The following is a 16821-nucleotide window of genomic DNA, read 5'->3' as shown; positions in this document are numbered from 1 at the left end:
GTTTTCGCAAAAGCACAGGGGATTGTCAAAGCAAAACATCGATTTTTAGTACAAGATGCCAGATATTCATTATCCCCCCCCGTTGATTCTCATGTTTTCCTCTTATAATTGTGCTGCTGACAGTAGAATTAGTTATATTCTCCGTTCGTTAAATCGCCAGTTCATCGGCGGGTGCTATTGCACATATCGTTAACAAAATCGCTATGCTCTTTTTTTACGACAACAAATTCCCTACAATCCAGCCCAATGTATGCCAATAAATTATGGGGTTCTCATGGGCACGGCCAAACACAGTAAGCTGCTAATTCTTGGTTCTGGACCTGCGGGATACACCGCTGCGGTCTATGCCGCACGTGCAAACCTGCATCCGGTGCTGATTACCGGGATGGAAAAAGGGGGTCAGCTGACCACCACCACCGAAGTGGAAAACTGGCCCGGGGATCCGAACGATCTGACCGGGCCGCTGCTGATGGAACGTATGCACGAGCATGCGGCTAAGTTCGAAACCGAAATTCTTTTCGATCACATCAGCAGCGTCGATCTGCAAAACCGTCCGTTCCGCCTGGTCGGCGACAGCGGCGAATACACCTGTGACGCACTGATCATTGCCACCGGCGCTTCCGCACGCTATCTCGGCCTGCCGTCTGAAGAAGCCTTTAAGGGCCGCGGCGTTTCCGCCTGCGCCACCTGCGACGGTTTCTTCTACCGTAACCAAAAGGTCGCGGTTATCGGCGGCGGCAACACCGCGGTTGAAGAAGCGCTGTACCTGTCCAACATCGCGGCTGAAGTACACCTGATCCACCGTCGCGACTCCTTCCGCGCTGAAAAAATTCTCATCAAGCGCCTGATGGACAAAGTGGAAAGCGGCAACATCGTGCTGCATACCCACCGTACCCTGGAAGAAGTGACCGGCGACCAGATGGGCGTGAGCGGCCTGCGCCTGCGCGATACGCAGAATGCCGATAATGTCGAATCGCTGGAGGTTGCGGGCCTGTTTGTCGCTATCGGCCACAGCCCGAACACGGCGATTTTTGAAGGTCAGCTGGAGCTGGAAAACGGCTATATCAAAGTTCAGTCCGGCATTCACGGCAACGCGACCCAGACCAGCGTTGCTGGCGTCTTCGCCGCCGGCGACGTGATGGACCACATCTACCGTCAGGCCATTACCTCTGCCGGCACCGGCTGTATGGCCGCGCTGGACGCCGAGCGCTATCTTGACGGCCTGGCTGACGCTTGCAAATAATCTTTACAAGTCAGTAACAAAGGTAAAGAAGGCGACGAAAAGTCGCCTTTATTTTTTCCGCGTTGTAACATTGCCGTGCCCAAAAACTTATAACTCCACCTGCTAAGTGCGCAATGAATAAAACCCGTCAACAAGAGTTAACCCGCTGGTTAAAAGAACAGAGCATTCTCTCCCGTCGCTGGTTGATGATTTCCCGCACGCTGGGCGTCATTAGCGGCCTGCTGATTGTCGCTCAGGCCTGGCTGCTGGCGCGGATCCTTCACCGCATGATAATGGAGAATATTCCGGCGACGGCGCTGTTGCTGCCGTTTACCGTGCTGGTGCTGATTTTCGTCCTCCGGGCGTGGGTGGTATGGCTGCGCGAGCGGGTAGGATTTTATGCCGGGCAGCATATCCGCTATGAGATCCGTCGCCAGGTGCTCGATCGTCTGCAGGAGGCCGGGCCGGCATGGATACAGGGCAAACCTGCGGGCAGCTGGGCGACGCTTATCCTCGAGCAAATCGACGATATGCACGATTACTATGCGCGCTATCTGCCGCAGATGACGCTGGCCGCGTGCGTACCGCTGCTCATCGTTATCACTATTTTCCCGATTAACTGGGCGGCAGCGCTGATTCTTCTCGGCACCGCGCCGCTGATCCCGATGTTTATGGCGCTGGTCGGCATGGGCGCCGCGGATGCAAACCGCCGCAACTTCCAGGCCCTGGCGCGGCTGAGCGGCCACTTCCTCGACCGCCTGCGCGGCATGGAAACGCTGCGAATTTTCGATCGCGGCGCCGCGGAAACCAACAATATCCGCGAGGCTTCGCAGGATTTCCGCCAGCGAACGATGGACGTCCTGCGTCTCGCCTTTCTCTCCTCCGGGGTACTGGAATTTTTCACTTCCCTCTCCATCGCGCTGGTGGCGGTCTATTTCGGTTTCTCCTACCTGGGCGAGCTTAATTTTGGTCATTACGGCGCGGGCGTCACCCTGATGGCCGGCTTTCTGACCCTGATCCTCGCGCCGGAGTTTTTCCAGCCCCTGCGCGATCTGGGCACCTTTTACCACGCGAAAGCGCAGGCTATCGGCGCGGCGGACAGCCTGAAAGCCTTTATGGAAACGCCGCTGGCGCAGGCCGAGCGCGGCGAGAAGGTGCTTAGCGATAACGAGCTGGTGAGTCTTGAAGCGCGCGATCTGCGGATCAAGTCACCGGAGGGTAAAGTGCTGGCAGGACCGCTGAACTTCACCCTCCCCGCCGGTAAGCGCGTGGTGCTGGTTGGGCAAAGCGGATCCGGCAAAAGCTCGCTGCTGAATACGCTGGCGGGTTTTCTGCCCTATGACGGGTCGCTGATGGTCAACGGCGTCGAGCTGCGCGATCTTGATAGCCAGCGCTGGCATCACATGCTGAGCTGGGTTGGACAAAACCCGCAGCTGCCTGCGGCCACGCTGCGTGAAAACGTGCTTCTGGCGTGGCCTGAGGCGACCGAAGCGCAGCTTCAGCTTGCGCTGGATAAGGCCTGGGTAAGCGAATTTATCTCGCAGCTGCCGCAGGGCATTAATACGCCCGTTGGCGATCAGGCGACCCGCGTATCGGTTGGGCAGGCGCAGCGTATCGCCGTCGCGCGCGCGCTGCTGGTTCCCTGCCGTCTGCTGCTGCTTGATGAGCCTGCAGCCAGCCTTGACGCCCACAGCGAACAGCGGGTGATGCAGGCCCTGTCAAACGCCTCTTCGCAGCAAACAACGCTGATGGTCACTCACCAGCTCGAGGGTATAGCCGGCTGGGACGCTATCTGGGTGATGCAAAACGGACAGATTGTCGAGCAGGGCGAATATTCGCAGCTTGCCGCCGCCGAAGGGCCCTTCGCGACCCTGCTGGCTCATCGTCAGGAGGAGATTTAAATGCGCGCATTATTACCTTATCTGGCGTTGTACAAGCGGCACCTGTGGCTGCTGATGCTCGGCGTGGTGCTGGCGATCGTCACCCTGCTGGCCAGTATCGGACTGCTAACGCTGTCAGGCTGGTTCCTGTCGGCATCGGCCGTCGTCGGCGTCGCTGGTATCTACAGCTTTAACTACATGCTGCCCGCCGCCGGCGTACGCGGCGCGGCGATTATTCGTACCGCCGGACGCTACTTTGAGCGGCTGGTGAGCCACGACGCGACTTTCCGCGTTCTGCAGCATCTGCGCGTTTTCACGTTCAGCAAGCTGCTGCCGCTCTCCCCTGCCGGGCTGGCGCGTTTTCGCCAGGGCGAACTGCTTAACCGCATCGTTGCCGACGTCGATACCCTGGATCATCTCTATCTGCGGGTCATTTCGCCGCTGGTAGGGGCGCTGGTGGTCATTCTGGTGGTCACCGCCGGCCTAAGTATTCTGGACGTCACGCTGGCCCTGACGCTTGGCGGTATTATGCTGCTGACCGTGCTGATACTGCCGCCGCTGTTTTATCGGGCCGGCAAACCGGCCGGCGAGTGCATAACCCAAATGCGCGGCCAGTACCGCCAGCAGCTCACGGCCTGGCTGCAGGGACAGGCGGAGCTGATGCTGTTTAACGCCAGCGATCGCTACCGCGAGCAGCTGGAGAAAACCGAACAGCGCTGGCAAGATGCCCAGCGACGTCAGGCCGAACTCACCGCGCTTTCCCAGGCGCTGATGCTGCTGATTGGCGGCGTTGCGGTGATTGCGATGCTGTGGCTGACGTCCGCCGGCGTCGGCGGCGATAGCCAGCCGGGCGCGCTGATCGCGCTCTTCGTTTTCTGCGCGCTGGCGGCGTTTGAGGCGCTGGCGCCGGTCACCGGCGCGTTCCAGCATCTCGGGCAGGTCATCGCCTCCGCGCGGCGGATTACGCAAATCACCGAGCAGCCGCCGGAAGTCTCCTTTGCGCAGAGCGCTAACCAGGCCTTCTCACGCGTGACGCTCACGCTGAATCAGGTCACCTTTAGCTATCCGCAGCAGCCCACCGCGGCGCTGGAGAATATCTCTTTACAGATTGCCGCCGGCGAGCATATCGCTATTCTCGGACGCACCGGCTGCGGAAAATCGACCCTTCTGCAGCTGCTTACCCGCGCCTGGGATCCGGCCCAGGGAGAGATTTTACTCAACGACCAGCCGCTTACGCAGCTCAACGAAACGACCCTACGCCGGGCAATGAGCGTGGTTCCTCAGCGCGTGCATCTGTTTAGCGCAACGCTGCGCGACAACCTGCTGCTGGCGGCCCCGCAGGCGAGCGATGCGCATCTGGCGAACACCCTCGAACGGGTCGGGCTGGGCAAATTGCTCGACGATAGCGGCCTCAACAGCTGGCTGGGAGAAGGCGGCCGTCAGCTTTCCGGCGGCGAGCTGCGCCGGCTGGCGATTGCCCGCGCCCTGCTTCACGACGCGCCGCTGATGCTGCTCGATGAGCCGACCGAAGGCCTGGACGCCACAACGGAAAGCCAAATCCTTGATTTATTAGCCGAAGTGATGAAAGAAAAAACCGTGCTGATGGTCACCCACCGCCTGCGCGGGCTGGCGCGTTTTAATCAGATAATTATCATGGACAACGGGAAGATTATTGAGCAAGGTAGTCACGCAGAACTGCTGGCTCAACAAGGGCGCTACTACCAGTTTAAGCAGCGCCTGTAGGCCAATCGTTATCGGGCTATCGCCGCCGGGCATCCCGAATGATTTTGTGTATATACTCAATGAGTTTCAGGCACGCGCAGCATGCGAGCCCCTGGCCGCTGGTCACGGGCGCAGATAGTACGCCGGCACCTGAAAGACAGCGAATATACTGGACAATTGCTGGTGCGTATTGAGGTTAAAATGCGTCTGGTTCAGCTCTCCCGTCAGTCCATTGCCTTCCCCGCTCCGGAAGGCGCCCTGCGTGAACCGAATGGCCTGCTGGCGCTGGGGGGCGATCTTAGCCCGGCGCGCCTGCTGATGGCCTATCAGCAGGGCATCTTTCCGTGGTTTTCGCCGGGGGACCCCATTTTATGGTGGTCTCCCGATCCCCGCGCGGTTCTGTGGCCCGGGCAGTTTCATCTCAGCCGCAGCATGAAGCGCTTCCACCAGCGCTCTCCCTATCGCGTGACGCTGAACCATGCTTTTGGCGAGGTGATTGAGGGCTGCGCCGCCAATCGCGATGAGGGCACCTGGATAACCGCCAGCATCGTCAAGGCCTACCACCAGCTGCACGAGCTGGGCCACGCGCACTCAATCGAGGTGTGGCGTGACGAGACGCTGGTTGGCGGGATGTACGGCGTGGCTCAGGGGGCGCTATTTTGCGGCGAGTCGATGTTCAGTCATGCGGAAAACGCGTCTAAAACAGCCTTGCTGGTATTCTGCCAGGCGTTTATGCGCGACGGTGGCCAGTTAATTGACTGCCAGGTGCTAAATAATCATACCGCGTCGCTGGGCGCCGTCGAAATTCCCCGCCGCGACTATCTCGATCGTCTGGCGCAATTGCGCAGCCAGCGTTTACCGGAAAGATTTTGGGTGCCGAGGGTGCTATTTACCGGCAATGTGTAAATGTTTTCAGCACATTCTTCGCCGGGATGGTATAATTGCGCGGTAGAGTAGCTTCTGCCCGTTGCCCCGCCGCCGTTTGGGAATAATAAGAGTCAGATAACGCCCATCGTTCTGTCACTCCCCCCCTTTACGTTTGCGCCTGTCGTGCGGTTTATCCGCGTGCATTCCGGGCAATGCGCCAAAACTACTTCAGTGATTTAAACCCAAACTTATTCATGATGCGCCGGGACGACAAACCAAACGCCAGGCAGCATCAATAACTATGTGACCGTGAGAACTAAGGCAGCCGGCAAGATAAAGTATATAGACTCGCAATAAGTCGGGTTGCAGGCGGGCGGCAAGTGAACGAATCCCCAGCGCTTACTGAAACAGGTAGCCGGGATCGATGAACGCAGCCAGCGTGGATGCAACGCGGAGTGTGACGGGTATAAACGTAAAACTTTACTTACTCGCTGAACTTCGGCATTATCTTGCCGGTTCAAAACTACGGTAGTGATACCCCAGAGGACTAGATGGCCAAAGAAGACAATATTGAAATGCAGGGCACCGTACTTGACACGTTGCCTAACACAATGTTCCGCGTAGAACTGGAAAACGGTCACGTGGTAACTGCGCATATTTCCGGTAAAATGCGTAAGAACTACATCCGCATTCTGACGGGCGACAAAGTGACTGTTGAGCTGACCCCGTACGACCTGAGCAAAGGCCGCATTGTCTTCCGTAGTCGCTGATAGTTTTCCGCCCTCGTGGCGTTAGATGCGAAAGGCCGGGATAATTCCCGGCCTTTTTACATCCCTTCTCCGCTAAGCGACTGCGGATATAAAAAAACCGGCCCACAGGCCGGTTTTTGACGTTTCAGAGGGAGAATTAATGCGCCGTTTCCGGTTTGTGCTTCTGCGCACTTTGGAAATCATAGGTCAGCGAACTCTTCTCTTTATCCAGCGCGACGGTGACCTGTCCGCCGTCAACTAACGAACCAAACAGCAGCTCGTTGGCCAGCGGTTTCTTCAGGTTATCCTGAATCACCCGCGCCATTGGACGCGCGCCCATCGCCCGGTCATAGCCTTTTTCTGCCAGCCAGTCTCGCGCTTCCTGACTCACTTCCAGCGACACGCCTTTCTGATCCAGCTGAACCTGCAGCTCGACGATAAACTTATCCACCACCTGATGGATCACCGTCGTTGACAGATGATCGAACCAGATAATGTTGTCGAGACGGTTACGAAACTCCGGCGTAAAGATCTTCTTGATCTCATCCATCGCATCGGGACTGTTATCCTGATGAATAAGGCCAATCGACTTACGCTCGGTTTCACGCACGCCGGCGTTGGTGGTCATCACCAGCACCACGTTGCGGAAGTCCGCCTTGCGGCCGTTGTTGTCGGTCAGCGTACCGTTGTCCATCACCTGCAGCAGCAGGTTAAAGACGTCCGGATGCGCTTTTTCAATCTCATCAAGCAGCAGCACCGCGTGCGGATGTTTAATGACCGCATCGGTCAGCAGCCCGCCCTGATCGAAACCAACGTAGCCCGGAGGCGCACCGATCAAACGGCTGACGGTGTGACGCTCCATATACTCAGACATGTCAAAGCGCAGCAGCTCGATACCCAGTGCCTTGGCCAGCTGTACGGTGACCTCGGTTTTCCCGACGCCGGTAGGCCCGGCGAACAGGAAGGAACCCACCGGCTTATGCTCGTGGCCCAGTCCGGCACGCGCCATCTTGATGGCTTCGGTTAAAGCCTCGATCGCCTTACCCTGACCAAAGACCAGCATTTTCAGCCGATCGCCAAGATTTCTAAGCGTATCGCGGTCGCTTTGGGAGACGCTCTTCTCAGGGATGCGGGCAATGCGCGCCACCACCGATTCGATATCCGCCACGTTAACCGTTTTCTTACGCTTGCTGGCCGGCATCAGCCGCGCCCGCGCGCCCGCTTCGTCGATAACATCAATCGCCTTATCCGGCAGATGACGATCGTTAATATATTTCACCGCCAGTTCGACCGCCGCACGCACCGCTTTCGCCGTATAACGCACGTCGTGGTGCGCTTCGTACTTCGGCTTCAGGCCGTTAATAATCTGCACCGTCTCTTCTACCGAAGGTTCAGTAATGTCTATCTTCTGGAAGCGCCGGGCTAACGCGCGGTCTTTTTCGAAGATATTGCTGAACTCCTGGTAGGTCGTAGACCCCATCACCCGAATCTTGCCGCTGGAGAGCAGCGGTTTAATCAGGTTGGCGGCATCGACCTGGCCGCCGGAAGCGGCGCCCGCGCCGATGATGGTGTGAATTTCATCGATGAACAGAATACTGTTGGTATCCTGCTCCAGCTGTTTCAGCAGCGCTTTGAAACGTTTTTCAAAATCACCGCGGTATTTTGTTCCTGCCAGCAGGGAGCCGATATCCAGCGAATAGATCGTGCAATCGGCCATAATTTCCGGCACGTCGCCCTGCACAATTCGCCAGGCCAGCCCTTCGGCAATCGCGGTTTTACCCACGCCGGACTCACCCACCAGCAGCGGGTTGTTCTTACGACGGCGGCACAGAACCTGAATGGCGCGCTCCAGCTCTTTTTCGCGGCCAATCAGCGGATCGATTCCGCCAACGCGAGCAAGCTGATTGAGGTTGGTGGTGAAGTTTTCCATACGATCCTCCCCGCCTGCTTGCTCTTCATTGCTGGGCTGGCTTCCGCTGTTTTCGGAAGGCTGGCTCGGCTCGTCTTTACGCGTACCGTGAGAGATGAAGTTCACCACGTCAAGACGGCTGACTTCATGTTTACGCAGCAGATAGGCCGCCTGCGACTCCTGCTCGCTAAAAATAGCGACCAAAACGTTGGCGCCGGTCACTTCGCTGCGGCCAGAGGATTGTACGTGGAAGACTGCACGCTGCAGTACGCGCTGGAAGCTCAGCGTCGGCTGAGTGTCGCGCTCTTCTTCCGTGGCGGGTAGAACAGGCGTGGTCTGTTCGATGAAGGCTTCAAGTTCCTGACGCAGCGCCACCAGGTCCACGGAACACGCTTCCAGCGCTTCGCGGGCCGAAGGGTTGCTGAGCAGCGCCAGCAGCAAGTGCTCGACGGTCATGAACTCATGACGGTGCTCGCGCGCTCTGGCGAAAGCCATGTTTAAACTGAGTTCCAGTTCTTGATTGAGCATTGGCACCTCCCCCAATTTTCATGCCTGTCTTCAGGCTTTCTCTAGCGTACACAGCAATGGATGCTCGTTCTCCTTCGCATACTGGCTCACCATCGCGACTTTGGTTTCCGCAACCTCTGCGGTAAATACACCACAAATCGCTTTACCTTGATAGTGAACCGTCAGCATCAGTTGCGTCGCACGTTCTACATCATAAGAAAAGAATTTTTGTAACACGTCAATAACAAACTCCATTGGAGTGTAGTCATCATTGAGCAATATCACTTTATACATCGATGGTGGTTTAAGCTCATCGCGCACTTCGTCTTCAAGTAGCTGATCGAAGTCCAGCCAATCTTTCTTACTCATCGTCAGTATTCATCATCGGTTGCTGTTGCCAACAGGCGGTGGCCTGTCGATGATCAAAAGTTATGCCCATCACAAATCTACAATAGATCATAGATAACTATCATCTATTACTTCCATCCGCGATGTCTGTCACATTCCCCGGCAATAGCGTTAACTGCTTCAAATTTTGACGCATTTTTCGCCTTCCCCTACCGTCAATCGCTTGACGCATTTTCGTATTTCTCTAAATTGTACTGGCGAGAGTTGGCGAGCATTTGAACAACTCGTCACTCCACTACCGGTTCATTCCATCTTACTTATAAAGAATTACGAAGGATGTCGAAGTATGGAAATGGGTACTGTTAAGTGGTTCAACAATGCCAAAGGGTTTGGTTTTATTTGCCCTGAGGGCGGAGGCGAAGACATTTTCGCCCATTACTCCACCATCCAGATGGATGGTTACAGAACGCTAAAAGCCGGACAAGCCGTTCGGTTTGATGTCCACCAGGGACCGAAAGGTAATCACGCCAGCGTGATTGTTCCTGTAGAAACGGAAGCGGCTGCATAACTCTTTCGCTTCATTGTGTACATCCTGCCAGTAAAATGCCAGTCCTTCTGACTGGCATTTTTTTGCTCCTACTCGCGAGCCAGCGCATCCACCGGATCGAGACGGGCGGCGTTTCGCGCAGGAAGCCAGCCAAACAGCACGCCGGTTAGCGTCGAACACAAAAACGCCGTCAGCAGCGCCAGCGGTGAAAAACCAATCTCCCAGCCGGGCAAAAACAGCTGCAGGATGAAGGCTATCATCAGCGATAGCGTCACCCCCAGCGCACCGCCCACCAGGCAGACTAACACCGCCTCAATCAGGAACTGCTGCAGCACGTCGCTGGCCCGCGCCCCGACCGCCATTCGGATACCAATCTCGCGGGTCCGTTCGGTTACCGATACCAGCATGATATTCATCACCCCGATGCCGCCAACCACCAGCGCGATAACCGCCACCAAAGTCAGAAACAGCTGTAGTGTATGTGTGGTCCGTTCTGCGGTTTTCAAGATGCTGTCCATATTCCAGGTGAAAACATCTTTTTTGCCATGCCGCAGTTCGAACAAACGCAGCAGCTGCTGTTCGGCGATTGAGCTATCGTATCCTTCGCGCACCCGCACGGTGATTGAGTTCAGCCACGACTGCCCCATCACTCTTCCGGCCATAGTGGTATAAGGCAACCAGACGCGGAGGATTTTGCTGCTGCCGAACATCGACTGCTTCTCATCCGCCACGCCAATCACCGTCGCGGGCATATTGCCAACCAGAATAACTTCGCCCACCACCCGCGCCTTGTGCGGAAAGAGCTGGCGTCGGGCATTGCTGTCCAGCACCACCACCTGCGCCCGGCTGCTTAGCTGCAGCTCATTAAAGGTATTGCCTTCGCTAAAGGTCATTCCGTAGACGTTGAAATACTGCGCCCCGACGCCCTCGGCGCTGGCGGCAACGTCGATATTATCGGCGCGCAGGCGCAGGCTTTTCGAAACCGCAGGCGTCGCCGAGCTTACCCAGGGCTGCTTCTGAATAGCCAGCAGGTCGTCATACTTCAGCGCCTGCTGATAGCGGGGGTCGTCATCGCCGAAATCCTTCCCGGGATAGACATCGATCGTATTGGTGCCGATGGCGCGAATGTCAGCCAGCACCATCTGCTTCGCCGCATCCCCCACCACCACAATCGACACCACCGAGGCGATGCCGATAATAATGCCGAGCATGGTGAGCAGAGTGCGCATTTTATTGGCGGTCATTGCCCGCCAGGCCATCACCAGCGCTTCACGAAAGCCGCTGCTGAACTGACGCCAGGCAGAAGATTCGGCCGCGGAGCCCTGGCGAATGACGCCGGCGCTGCCTGCCGCCTGCGCTGGCGGGTTACGCACGATCTCGCCATCGTGGATCTCAATGATGCGTTCTGCCTGCGCCGCGACCAGCGGATCGTGGGTGACGATAATCACCGTATGTCCCTGCGATTTAAGCTGGTGCAGAATCGCCATCACCTCTTCGCCGGAACGGCTATCCAGCGCGCCGGTTGGCTCATCCGCCAGAATAACTTCCCCACCGTTCATTAACGCACGGGCAATGCTGACCCGCTGCTGCTGGCCGCCGGAGAGCTGCGAAGGCTGATACTCCGCCCGGTCGCCAAGCCCCAGCCGCACCAGCAGTTCCCGCGCGCGCTCCAGGCGAGCCCGTCGTTCGGTTCCGGCGTAAACCGCCGGCACTTCGACGTTCTGTACCGCCGTCAGGTGCGACAGCAGATGGTAGCGCTGGAAGATAAAGCCAAAATGCTCTCGCCGCAGCCGCGCCAGCTCGTCGCCGTTGAGCCGCGACACGTCCGTTCCCGCCACCCGATAGGTGCCGCTGCTCGGCTTATCGAGACAGCCGAGGATGTTCATCAGGGTCGATTTACCGGAGCCGGAAGCGCCGACAATGGCTACCATCTCTCCAGCGTTGATGCTCAGCGAGACTCCCTTCAGGACATCAACGCTCCCGTCGCCGGAAAGATAGCTGCGGCGTATATCACGCAGTTCGAGCAGCGCCGTCATTTAGCCGTCCCGGGCACACTTTCCCCGACGATAACCTCATCGCCTTCGTCTAATCCCTTAACTATTGCCACATCGATATCGTTGCGCGCGCCGATAGTGACCTCGCGCTCTTTAACCTCACCGGCGCGCAGCAGCCGCACGTGATAGCGGTTTTCACCGATAGCGTCCCCCAGCGCGCTCAGCGGAATAGCGATCACGTTTTTCACTTCCGCCATCTGGATATGGACCTGGGCCGTCATCTCGAGACGCAGGATCCCCTGCGGGTTCGGGACCTCAAAGCGGGCATAGTAGAAGATAGCGTCGTTCACCTTTTCCGGCGTGGGTAAAATATCCTTCAGGGTCCCTTCGTAGCGGGTAAGCGGGTCGCCAAGCACGGTGAACCACGCCTTTTGCCCGGCGCGAAGGTGGATAACGTCCGCTTCAGAGACCTGCGCCTTCACCAGCATGGTGCTGAGATCGGCGAGGGTCAGAATATTCGGCGCCTGCTGGGCGGCAATAACCGTCTGCCCCTGCAGGGTGGTGATTTGCGTTACTTCCCCGGACATCGGGGCCAAAATTTTAGTGTAATCGAGGTTAGTTTTCGCGGTATCCAGCGTGGCCTGGTTGCGTTTGACCTGCGCCTCGATGGTGCCAATCTGCGCCTCTTTGACCGCTAAATCGGTGGCCGCGGTATCCAGATCCTGGCGCGAAACCAGCTGACGCTGCGCCAGCTGCTGCTGACGCGCTAAGGTCACGGCGGCCAGCTGACGTTCGGCGCGGGCCTGATTCAGCTGCGCGCGCAGCTCCATCAGCGTCGCTTCGACTTCTTTAATTTGGTTCTCCGCCTGCTCGGGATCGATAACCCCCAGCAGCTGATCCTTCTGTACCTTGTCGCCGATACTCACGCGCAGCGTTTTCAGCTGCCCGCTCACCTGCGCCCCAACGTCGACTTTACGTACCGCATCCAGCTTACCGGTGGCCAGCACGCTCTGCTGGAGATCGCCTTTACGCACCACCAGAGTCTGATAGTGCGGCAGCGGCGCATTCAGCACCCGCCATCCCCAGATGGCCAGAGCCAGTACGACAATGGCCAGTAGCCACCAGACTTTCCTGCGTTTTCCATTGAGCTTCATAAAAATTCCTGATGTTTTAAACCGCAGCGCAAGCCGGTGATTCTATCCGGAGATCGCGAAAACATAACCCTGAATTTGATGCATCCTTACCGTTAGCGCACTTAATCCGCCCGGCCACGCGCCAGCCACAGCACGCGGGAGAACATTTTTTTCAGCAGCGCCGGCACGGATTCAACCCCGCGCCTCCCGGCTTCCATCGCCACTTCAATCGCCAGATCCGGTTTTGATGAACGATGGATAGCTTTGGTGATCACCCGCCGCATGTTCATCGGCACGTTTGGCGGCAGCTGCGCCACCCGATGATAGACATCATTAAAGCCCTGGCGATACATAAAGTGTTCCATGTCCAGAGCCGGTAGCGTCGTCAGATGGTCGCGCTCCAGATCGCGATCGTCGTTAAGCAGGCTGCGCACCGTCGCGGCGTATTTCTTCCCCGCTTCGTCGCCATCGACCAGAACGTGCCATTGAATTCCCATCCGCCGGGCGAATTTAATCAACGGTTTTAATCCCGACTGGGCAAACTCGATGACCTTCACCCCTTCCGCATCGAAGTGATGCCCGCACTGTCTGGCCAGTTCGTTGATTACCCAGGTCTCGGTCTCCCCTTCCACCAGCAGCCAGCAGCGGGCAAACAGCGACGACGCGCGATTGAAGCGAATGTGAAAAGCGATGCGCCGGCTGTCTTCGGCATTCATTCCCCCCGGCCCAAGCCGCCAGGCCGAGACTCGCGACGATTCGCGCACCAGCCGGCAGACGTGCTCAACGGGTGTCAGCGACAGCAGCTCGCCGGAGTTGGTGGTAGTCACGCGCTGCAGCGGCAGCAGATTGAGCAGATGCCAGGCGACGGAGAGCATAATCGGGTGCAGCCGCGTTTCCGGGTCTTCAATCAGCAGCAGCGGCCGCGCGTCGCGGTCGAGCCGGACCGTGCCCTTGGCCTGCAGCAGAGTAGAAAACAGCCCCAGTAAGATTACCCGGTGGCTCCGCCCGCCCGGCTTATCAATCATCCGGTTGATGATATCCAGATAGCGCCAGCTGCGCTGCTCATCGTGCGAATGCCGACGCATCAGGCGATTACGGGACTGCGCGCTGCTCTGCTCGGCAAAATAGTGCTCAAGGAGCTGCACCATGGCCGACAGCCCCTGACGGATCTGGCCGTCGGTTAAGTTTTGCGGATGGCTCACCAGCTCGCGGGAGAGATAATCAAGCTGGCGGGCGGTGACCTCAATTTGCGGAGAGTGCGGCACGCTGTCGTTATGAATGCGCCGCATAAAGCGGGCATCGCGCAGGCGCAGGACCGGCATCAGGCGCACCAGATGGCGCACGATCTCGTCAATATCCTCCAGCTCCAGCGCTTCCCCTTTGCCGTCGATAAAGGTGCGCAGCGTCATCACGCTGCCATCATCGGCCAGCTCACCCTCCAGACGATAGAAAATTCGCTGATAGCCGTCATCACAGGGTACCCAGCTGCTGCTGAGCGGGCGAAAGCGCCGCACCCGATGGTGCCCAGGCTCGCTCTCGCGGAAGGTGAGAATGATGTGCAGATGGTGTTCGCGTCCCTGCACGTCGCCGGGCGGGAACCAGAAATCATCCCGGACAAAATGATAAAGTTCGAACTCTGGCGACAAGAGCAGCGTCAGGGCATCCAGAAGGCTGGATTTTCCCCACGCATTCTCGCCGATCAGCACGTTATTTTGCTCCAGCATCAATGATAAACGATTGATACCGCGAAAACCGACGATCTCCACGCGTTCAAGAAGCATATCCCCTCCGCTCAGTAACCACTTTCTCCTTCAGTTATCAGCAGTATAGCGACACATGCTGGAACATGACACTGCCGCAAACGCCAATATCAACAGGGGCGAATAAAAACGTTTTCTATATGGTTATTGATAAGGGTATTTGTTTAAAAAATAATTCATTCGGCGCAGTGGTTAGAACTATTATTTTTGTACTACTCTTTTCTTGCACAATGAATGGTATAAGGATTAACATCACCTTGCCCTAAATCAAATTACATCTATTTATTTAACTGGTTACAGGATGACGATCGTCCATAAAATAGCGGCGCTTTATTTTTATCTTCATCCTTTAGTTGATAAATAAAGATCGGCACGTTAACCGTGCTCATTAACATTATTATTTGAGGTGGTTATGTTTAGAAAATTAGCAGCGGAATGTTTTGGTACATTCTGGCTTGTGTTCGGTGGCTGCGGTAGCGCGGTTCTTGCAGCAGCATTCCCTGAGCTGGGAATAGGTTTTGCCGGGGTCGCTCTGGCCTTTGGTTTAACCGTATTAACGATGGCGTTTGCCGTGGGCCATATTTCCGGCGGGCACTTTAACCCGGCGGTGACCTTAGGCCTGTGGGCCGGCGGCCGTTTCCCGGCAAAAGACGTAATCGGTTATATTATCGCCCAGGTGGTTGGCGGTATTATTGCTGCCGGCGTTCTGTACGTGGTTGCCAGCGGTAAAGCGGGCTTTGACGCAGCGGCCAGCGGCTTTGCGTCTAACGGCTTTGGCGAACACTCACCGGGCGGCTACTCAATGCTTTCGGCGATTGTCATCGAAATTGTTCTGACCTGCGGTTTCCTGCTGGTTATTCACGGCGCAACGGATAAAAACGCTCCGGCGGGCTTTGCACCGATCGCCATTGGCCTGGCGCTGACCTTAATCCACCTCATCAGCATTCCGGTGACCAATACCTCCGTCAACCCGGCGCGTAGCACCGCGGTCGCTATCTTCCAGGGCGGCTGGGCGCTGCAGCAGCTGTGGCTGTTCTGGGTTATGCCGATCATCGGCGGGATCCTCGGCGGCGTGCTGTACCGCACGCTGCTGGAAAAACGCAGCTAGTCTCCCCAGGAAATCGTGCTCAGGCCCGGCTATGCCGGGCCTTTCTTTTTGGCGACGGCTTTACTCGGTTCAATGATTTGGGTAGTGTCAGTGGCGCTATTTTCATTCTGCAAGGACCAGGACGTTCATGTTTTCGGGATTATTAATCATTCTGTTGCCGTTGGTTATCGGCTATATCATTCCACTCCGTCAGCCGGTAGCCCTTAAAGTTATCACGCGGCTTTTGAGCTGGATTGTCTACGTTATCCTCTTTTTCATGGGGATTAGCCTCGCCTTCCTCGACAATTTAGCCAGCAACCTGCTTGCCATTCTTCATTATGCTGCGGTCAGCGTCGTCATTATTATGCTGTGTAATATTGCGGCATTAATGTGGCTCGAGCAGAAGATGCCGTGGCGCAGCCAGCATCGGCAGGAAAAATTACCTTCGCGCGTGGCGATGGCAATGGAATCGCTGCAGCTGTGCGGCGTCGTACTTATTGGTTTCCTGATTGGTTTAAGCGGTTTGTCATTTCTGCAGCACGCCACCGAAGCCAGCGAATATACGCTGATCTTCCTGCTGTTCCTGATTGGTATTCAGCTGCGCAATAACGGAATGACCCTGCGGCAAATAGTGCTTAATCGTCGGGGAATGATTGTTGCGGTCGTCGTCATGGTCAGCTCATTACTCGGCGGGATGATCAACGCCTTTATTCTTGACCTGCCGCTAAAGACCGGCCTGGCAATGGCTTCAGGTTTTGGCTGGTATTCGCTATCAGGGATCCTGCTGACCGAATCCTACGGGCCGGTTATTGGCAGCGCCGCGTTCTTTAACGATCTTGCCCGTGAGCTGCTGGCGATTATGCTTATTCCCGGCCTGGTTCGCCGCAGCCGCTCAACGGCATTAGGCCTCTGCGGTGCGACCTCGATGGACTTTACGCTTCCGGTATTACAGCGCTCCGGCGGCGTCGAAATCGTGCCGGCGGCTATTGTTCATGGCTTTATCCTGAGCCTGCTGGTGCCCGTGCTGATGGCCTTTTTCTCCGCTTAATACCCCCGTGGCGGTAGTCATCTACCGCCAAAATTGCGCTAAATCAAT

At 56.9% G+C, this 16821-nt stretch carries 13 protein-coding genes; 8 read left to right on the top strand and 5 right to left on the bottom strand.

Features of this window, described 5'->3' with window-relative positions; genetic code table 11:
• Positions 1-274: 274 nt before the first annotated feature.
• The 5 genes from trxB (at position 275) to infA (ending at position 6461) form a co-directional block, all read left to right on the top strand.
• Entirely contained in the window at positions 275-1243 is a 969-nt protein-coding gene (gene trxB, locus NWP14_RS11440) for a thioredoxin-disulfide reductase (RefSeq protein ID WP_095095615.1), read from the top strand.
• Between the two features lie 113 nt (positions 1244-1356).
• Positions 1357-3123 (top strand): cysteine/glutathione ABC transporter permease/ATP-binding protein CydD, encoded by a 1767-nt coding sequence (cydD, locus tag NWP14_RS11435; protein ID WP_375215338.1) that lies wholly within the window; start codon positions 1357-1359, stop codon positions 3121-3123.
• Positions 3124-4845, top strand: coding sequence for a cysteine/glutathione ABC transporter ATP-binding protein/permease CydC (cydC, locus tag NWP14_RS11430; protein ID WP_095095609.1), 1722 nt, complete (start codon positions 3124-3126; stop codon positions 4843-4845).
• A 180-nt stretch (positions 4846-5025) separates the two neighbouring features.
• The gene (aat, locus tag NWP14_RS11425) at positions 5026-5730 is read left to right on the top strand and encodes a leucyl/phenylalanyl-tRNA--protein transferase (protein ID WP_375215417.1); all 705 of its coding nucleotides are present in this window, start codon (positions 5026-5028) and stop codon (positions 5728-5730) included.
• 512 nt (positions 5731-6242) lie between these two features.
• Entirely contained in the window at positions 6243-6461 is a 219-nt protein-coding gene (gene infA / locus NWP14_RS11420) for a translation initiation factor IF-1 (protein ID WP_002211347.1), read from the top strand.
• Between the two features lie 136 nt (positions 6462-6597).
• Here infA and clpA read toward each other — a convergent pair whose 3' ends face one another.
• Entirely contained in the window at positions 6598-8877 is a 2280-nt protein-coding gene (gene clpA / locus NWP14_RS11415; protein ID WP_076945049.1) for an ATP-dependent Clp protease ATP-binding subunit ClpA, read from the bottom strand.
• 30 nt (positions 8878-8907) lie between these two features.
• Positions 8908-9225, bottom strand: coding sequence for an ATP-dependent Clp protease adapter ClpS (clpS, locus tag NWP14_RS11410; RefSeq protein ID WP_095095606.1), 318 nt, complete (start codon positions 9223-9225; stop codon positions 8908-8910).
• Positions 9226-9550: 325 nt separating this feature from the next.
• On the opposite strand from clpS, the gene cspD reads away from it, so the two are divergent.
• A complete protein-coding gene (gene cspD / locus NWP14_RS11405; protein WP_375215337.1) occupies positions 9551-9772 on the top strand; it encodes a cold shock-like protein CspD in 222 nt (73 codons plus the stop codon).
• Positions 9773-9840: 68 nt separating this feature from the next.
• Here the strand turns inward: cspD and macB are convergent, their stop codons facing one another.
• The 3 genes from macB to NWP14_RS11390 all read right to left on the bottom strand — a co-directional run bounded on the left by macB (position 9841) and on the right by NWP14_RS11390 (position 14659).
• Positions 9841-11787 (bottom strand): macrolide ABC transporter ATP-binding protein/permease MacB, encoded by a 1947-nt coding sequence (gene macB / locus NWP14_RS11400; RefSeq protein WP_375215336.1) that lies wholly within the window; start codon positions 11785-11787, stop codon positions 9841-9843.
• The gene (gene macA / locus NWP14_RS11395; protein ID WP_375215335.1) at positions 11784-12899 is read right to left on the bottom strand and encodes a macrolide transporter subunit MacA; all 1116 of its coding nucleotides are present in this window, start codon (positions 12897-12899) and stop codon (positions 11784-11786) included. Before macA ends, macB begins: the two co-directional genes overlap by 4 nt.
• Before the next feature lie 101 nt (positions 12900-13000).
• The gene (locus tag NWP14_RS11390) at positions 13001-14659 is read right to left on the bottom strand and encodes an ATP-dependent endonuclease (protein WP_346431817.1); all 1659 of its coding nucleotides are present in this window, start codon (positions 14657-14659) and stop codon (positions 13001-13003) included.
• 391 nt (positions 14660-15050) lie between these two features.
• On the opposite strand from NWP14_RS11390, the gene aqpZ reads away from it, so the two are divergent.
• Positions 15051-15746, top strand: a complete 696-nt coding sequence (gene aqpZ / locus NWP14_RS11385) for an aquaporin Z (protein ID WP_041144770.1) — start codon at positions 15051-15053, stop codon at positions 15744-15746.
• A gap of 127 nt (positions 15747-15873) precedes the next feature.
• Complete coding sequence (locus NWP14_RS11380) at positions 15874-16773, top strand: lysine exporter LysO family protein (protein WP_095095594.1); 900 nt, start codon at positions 15874-15876, stop codon at positions 16771-16773.
• Positions 16774-16821: the final 48 nt, after the last annotated feature.

The organism is Klebsiella sp. C349492 (assembly GCF_042055345.1).
Classification (GTDB): domain Bacteria; phylum Pseudomonadota; class Gammaproteobacteria; order Enterobacterales; family Enterobacteriaceae; genus Klebsiella; species Klebsiella scottii.
Note: the sequence above shows the minus strand (reverse complement) of the source record. Positions and strands in the feature narration are given on the sequence as shown.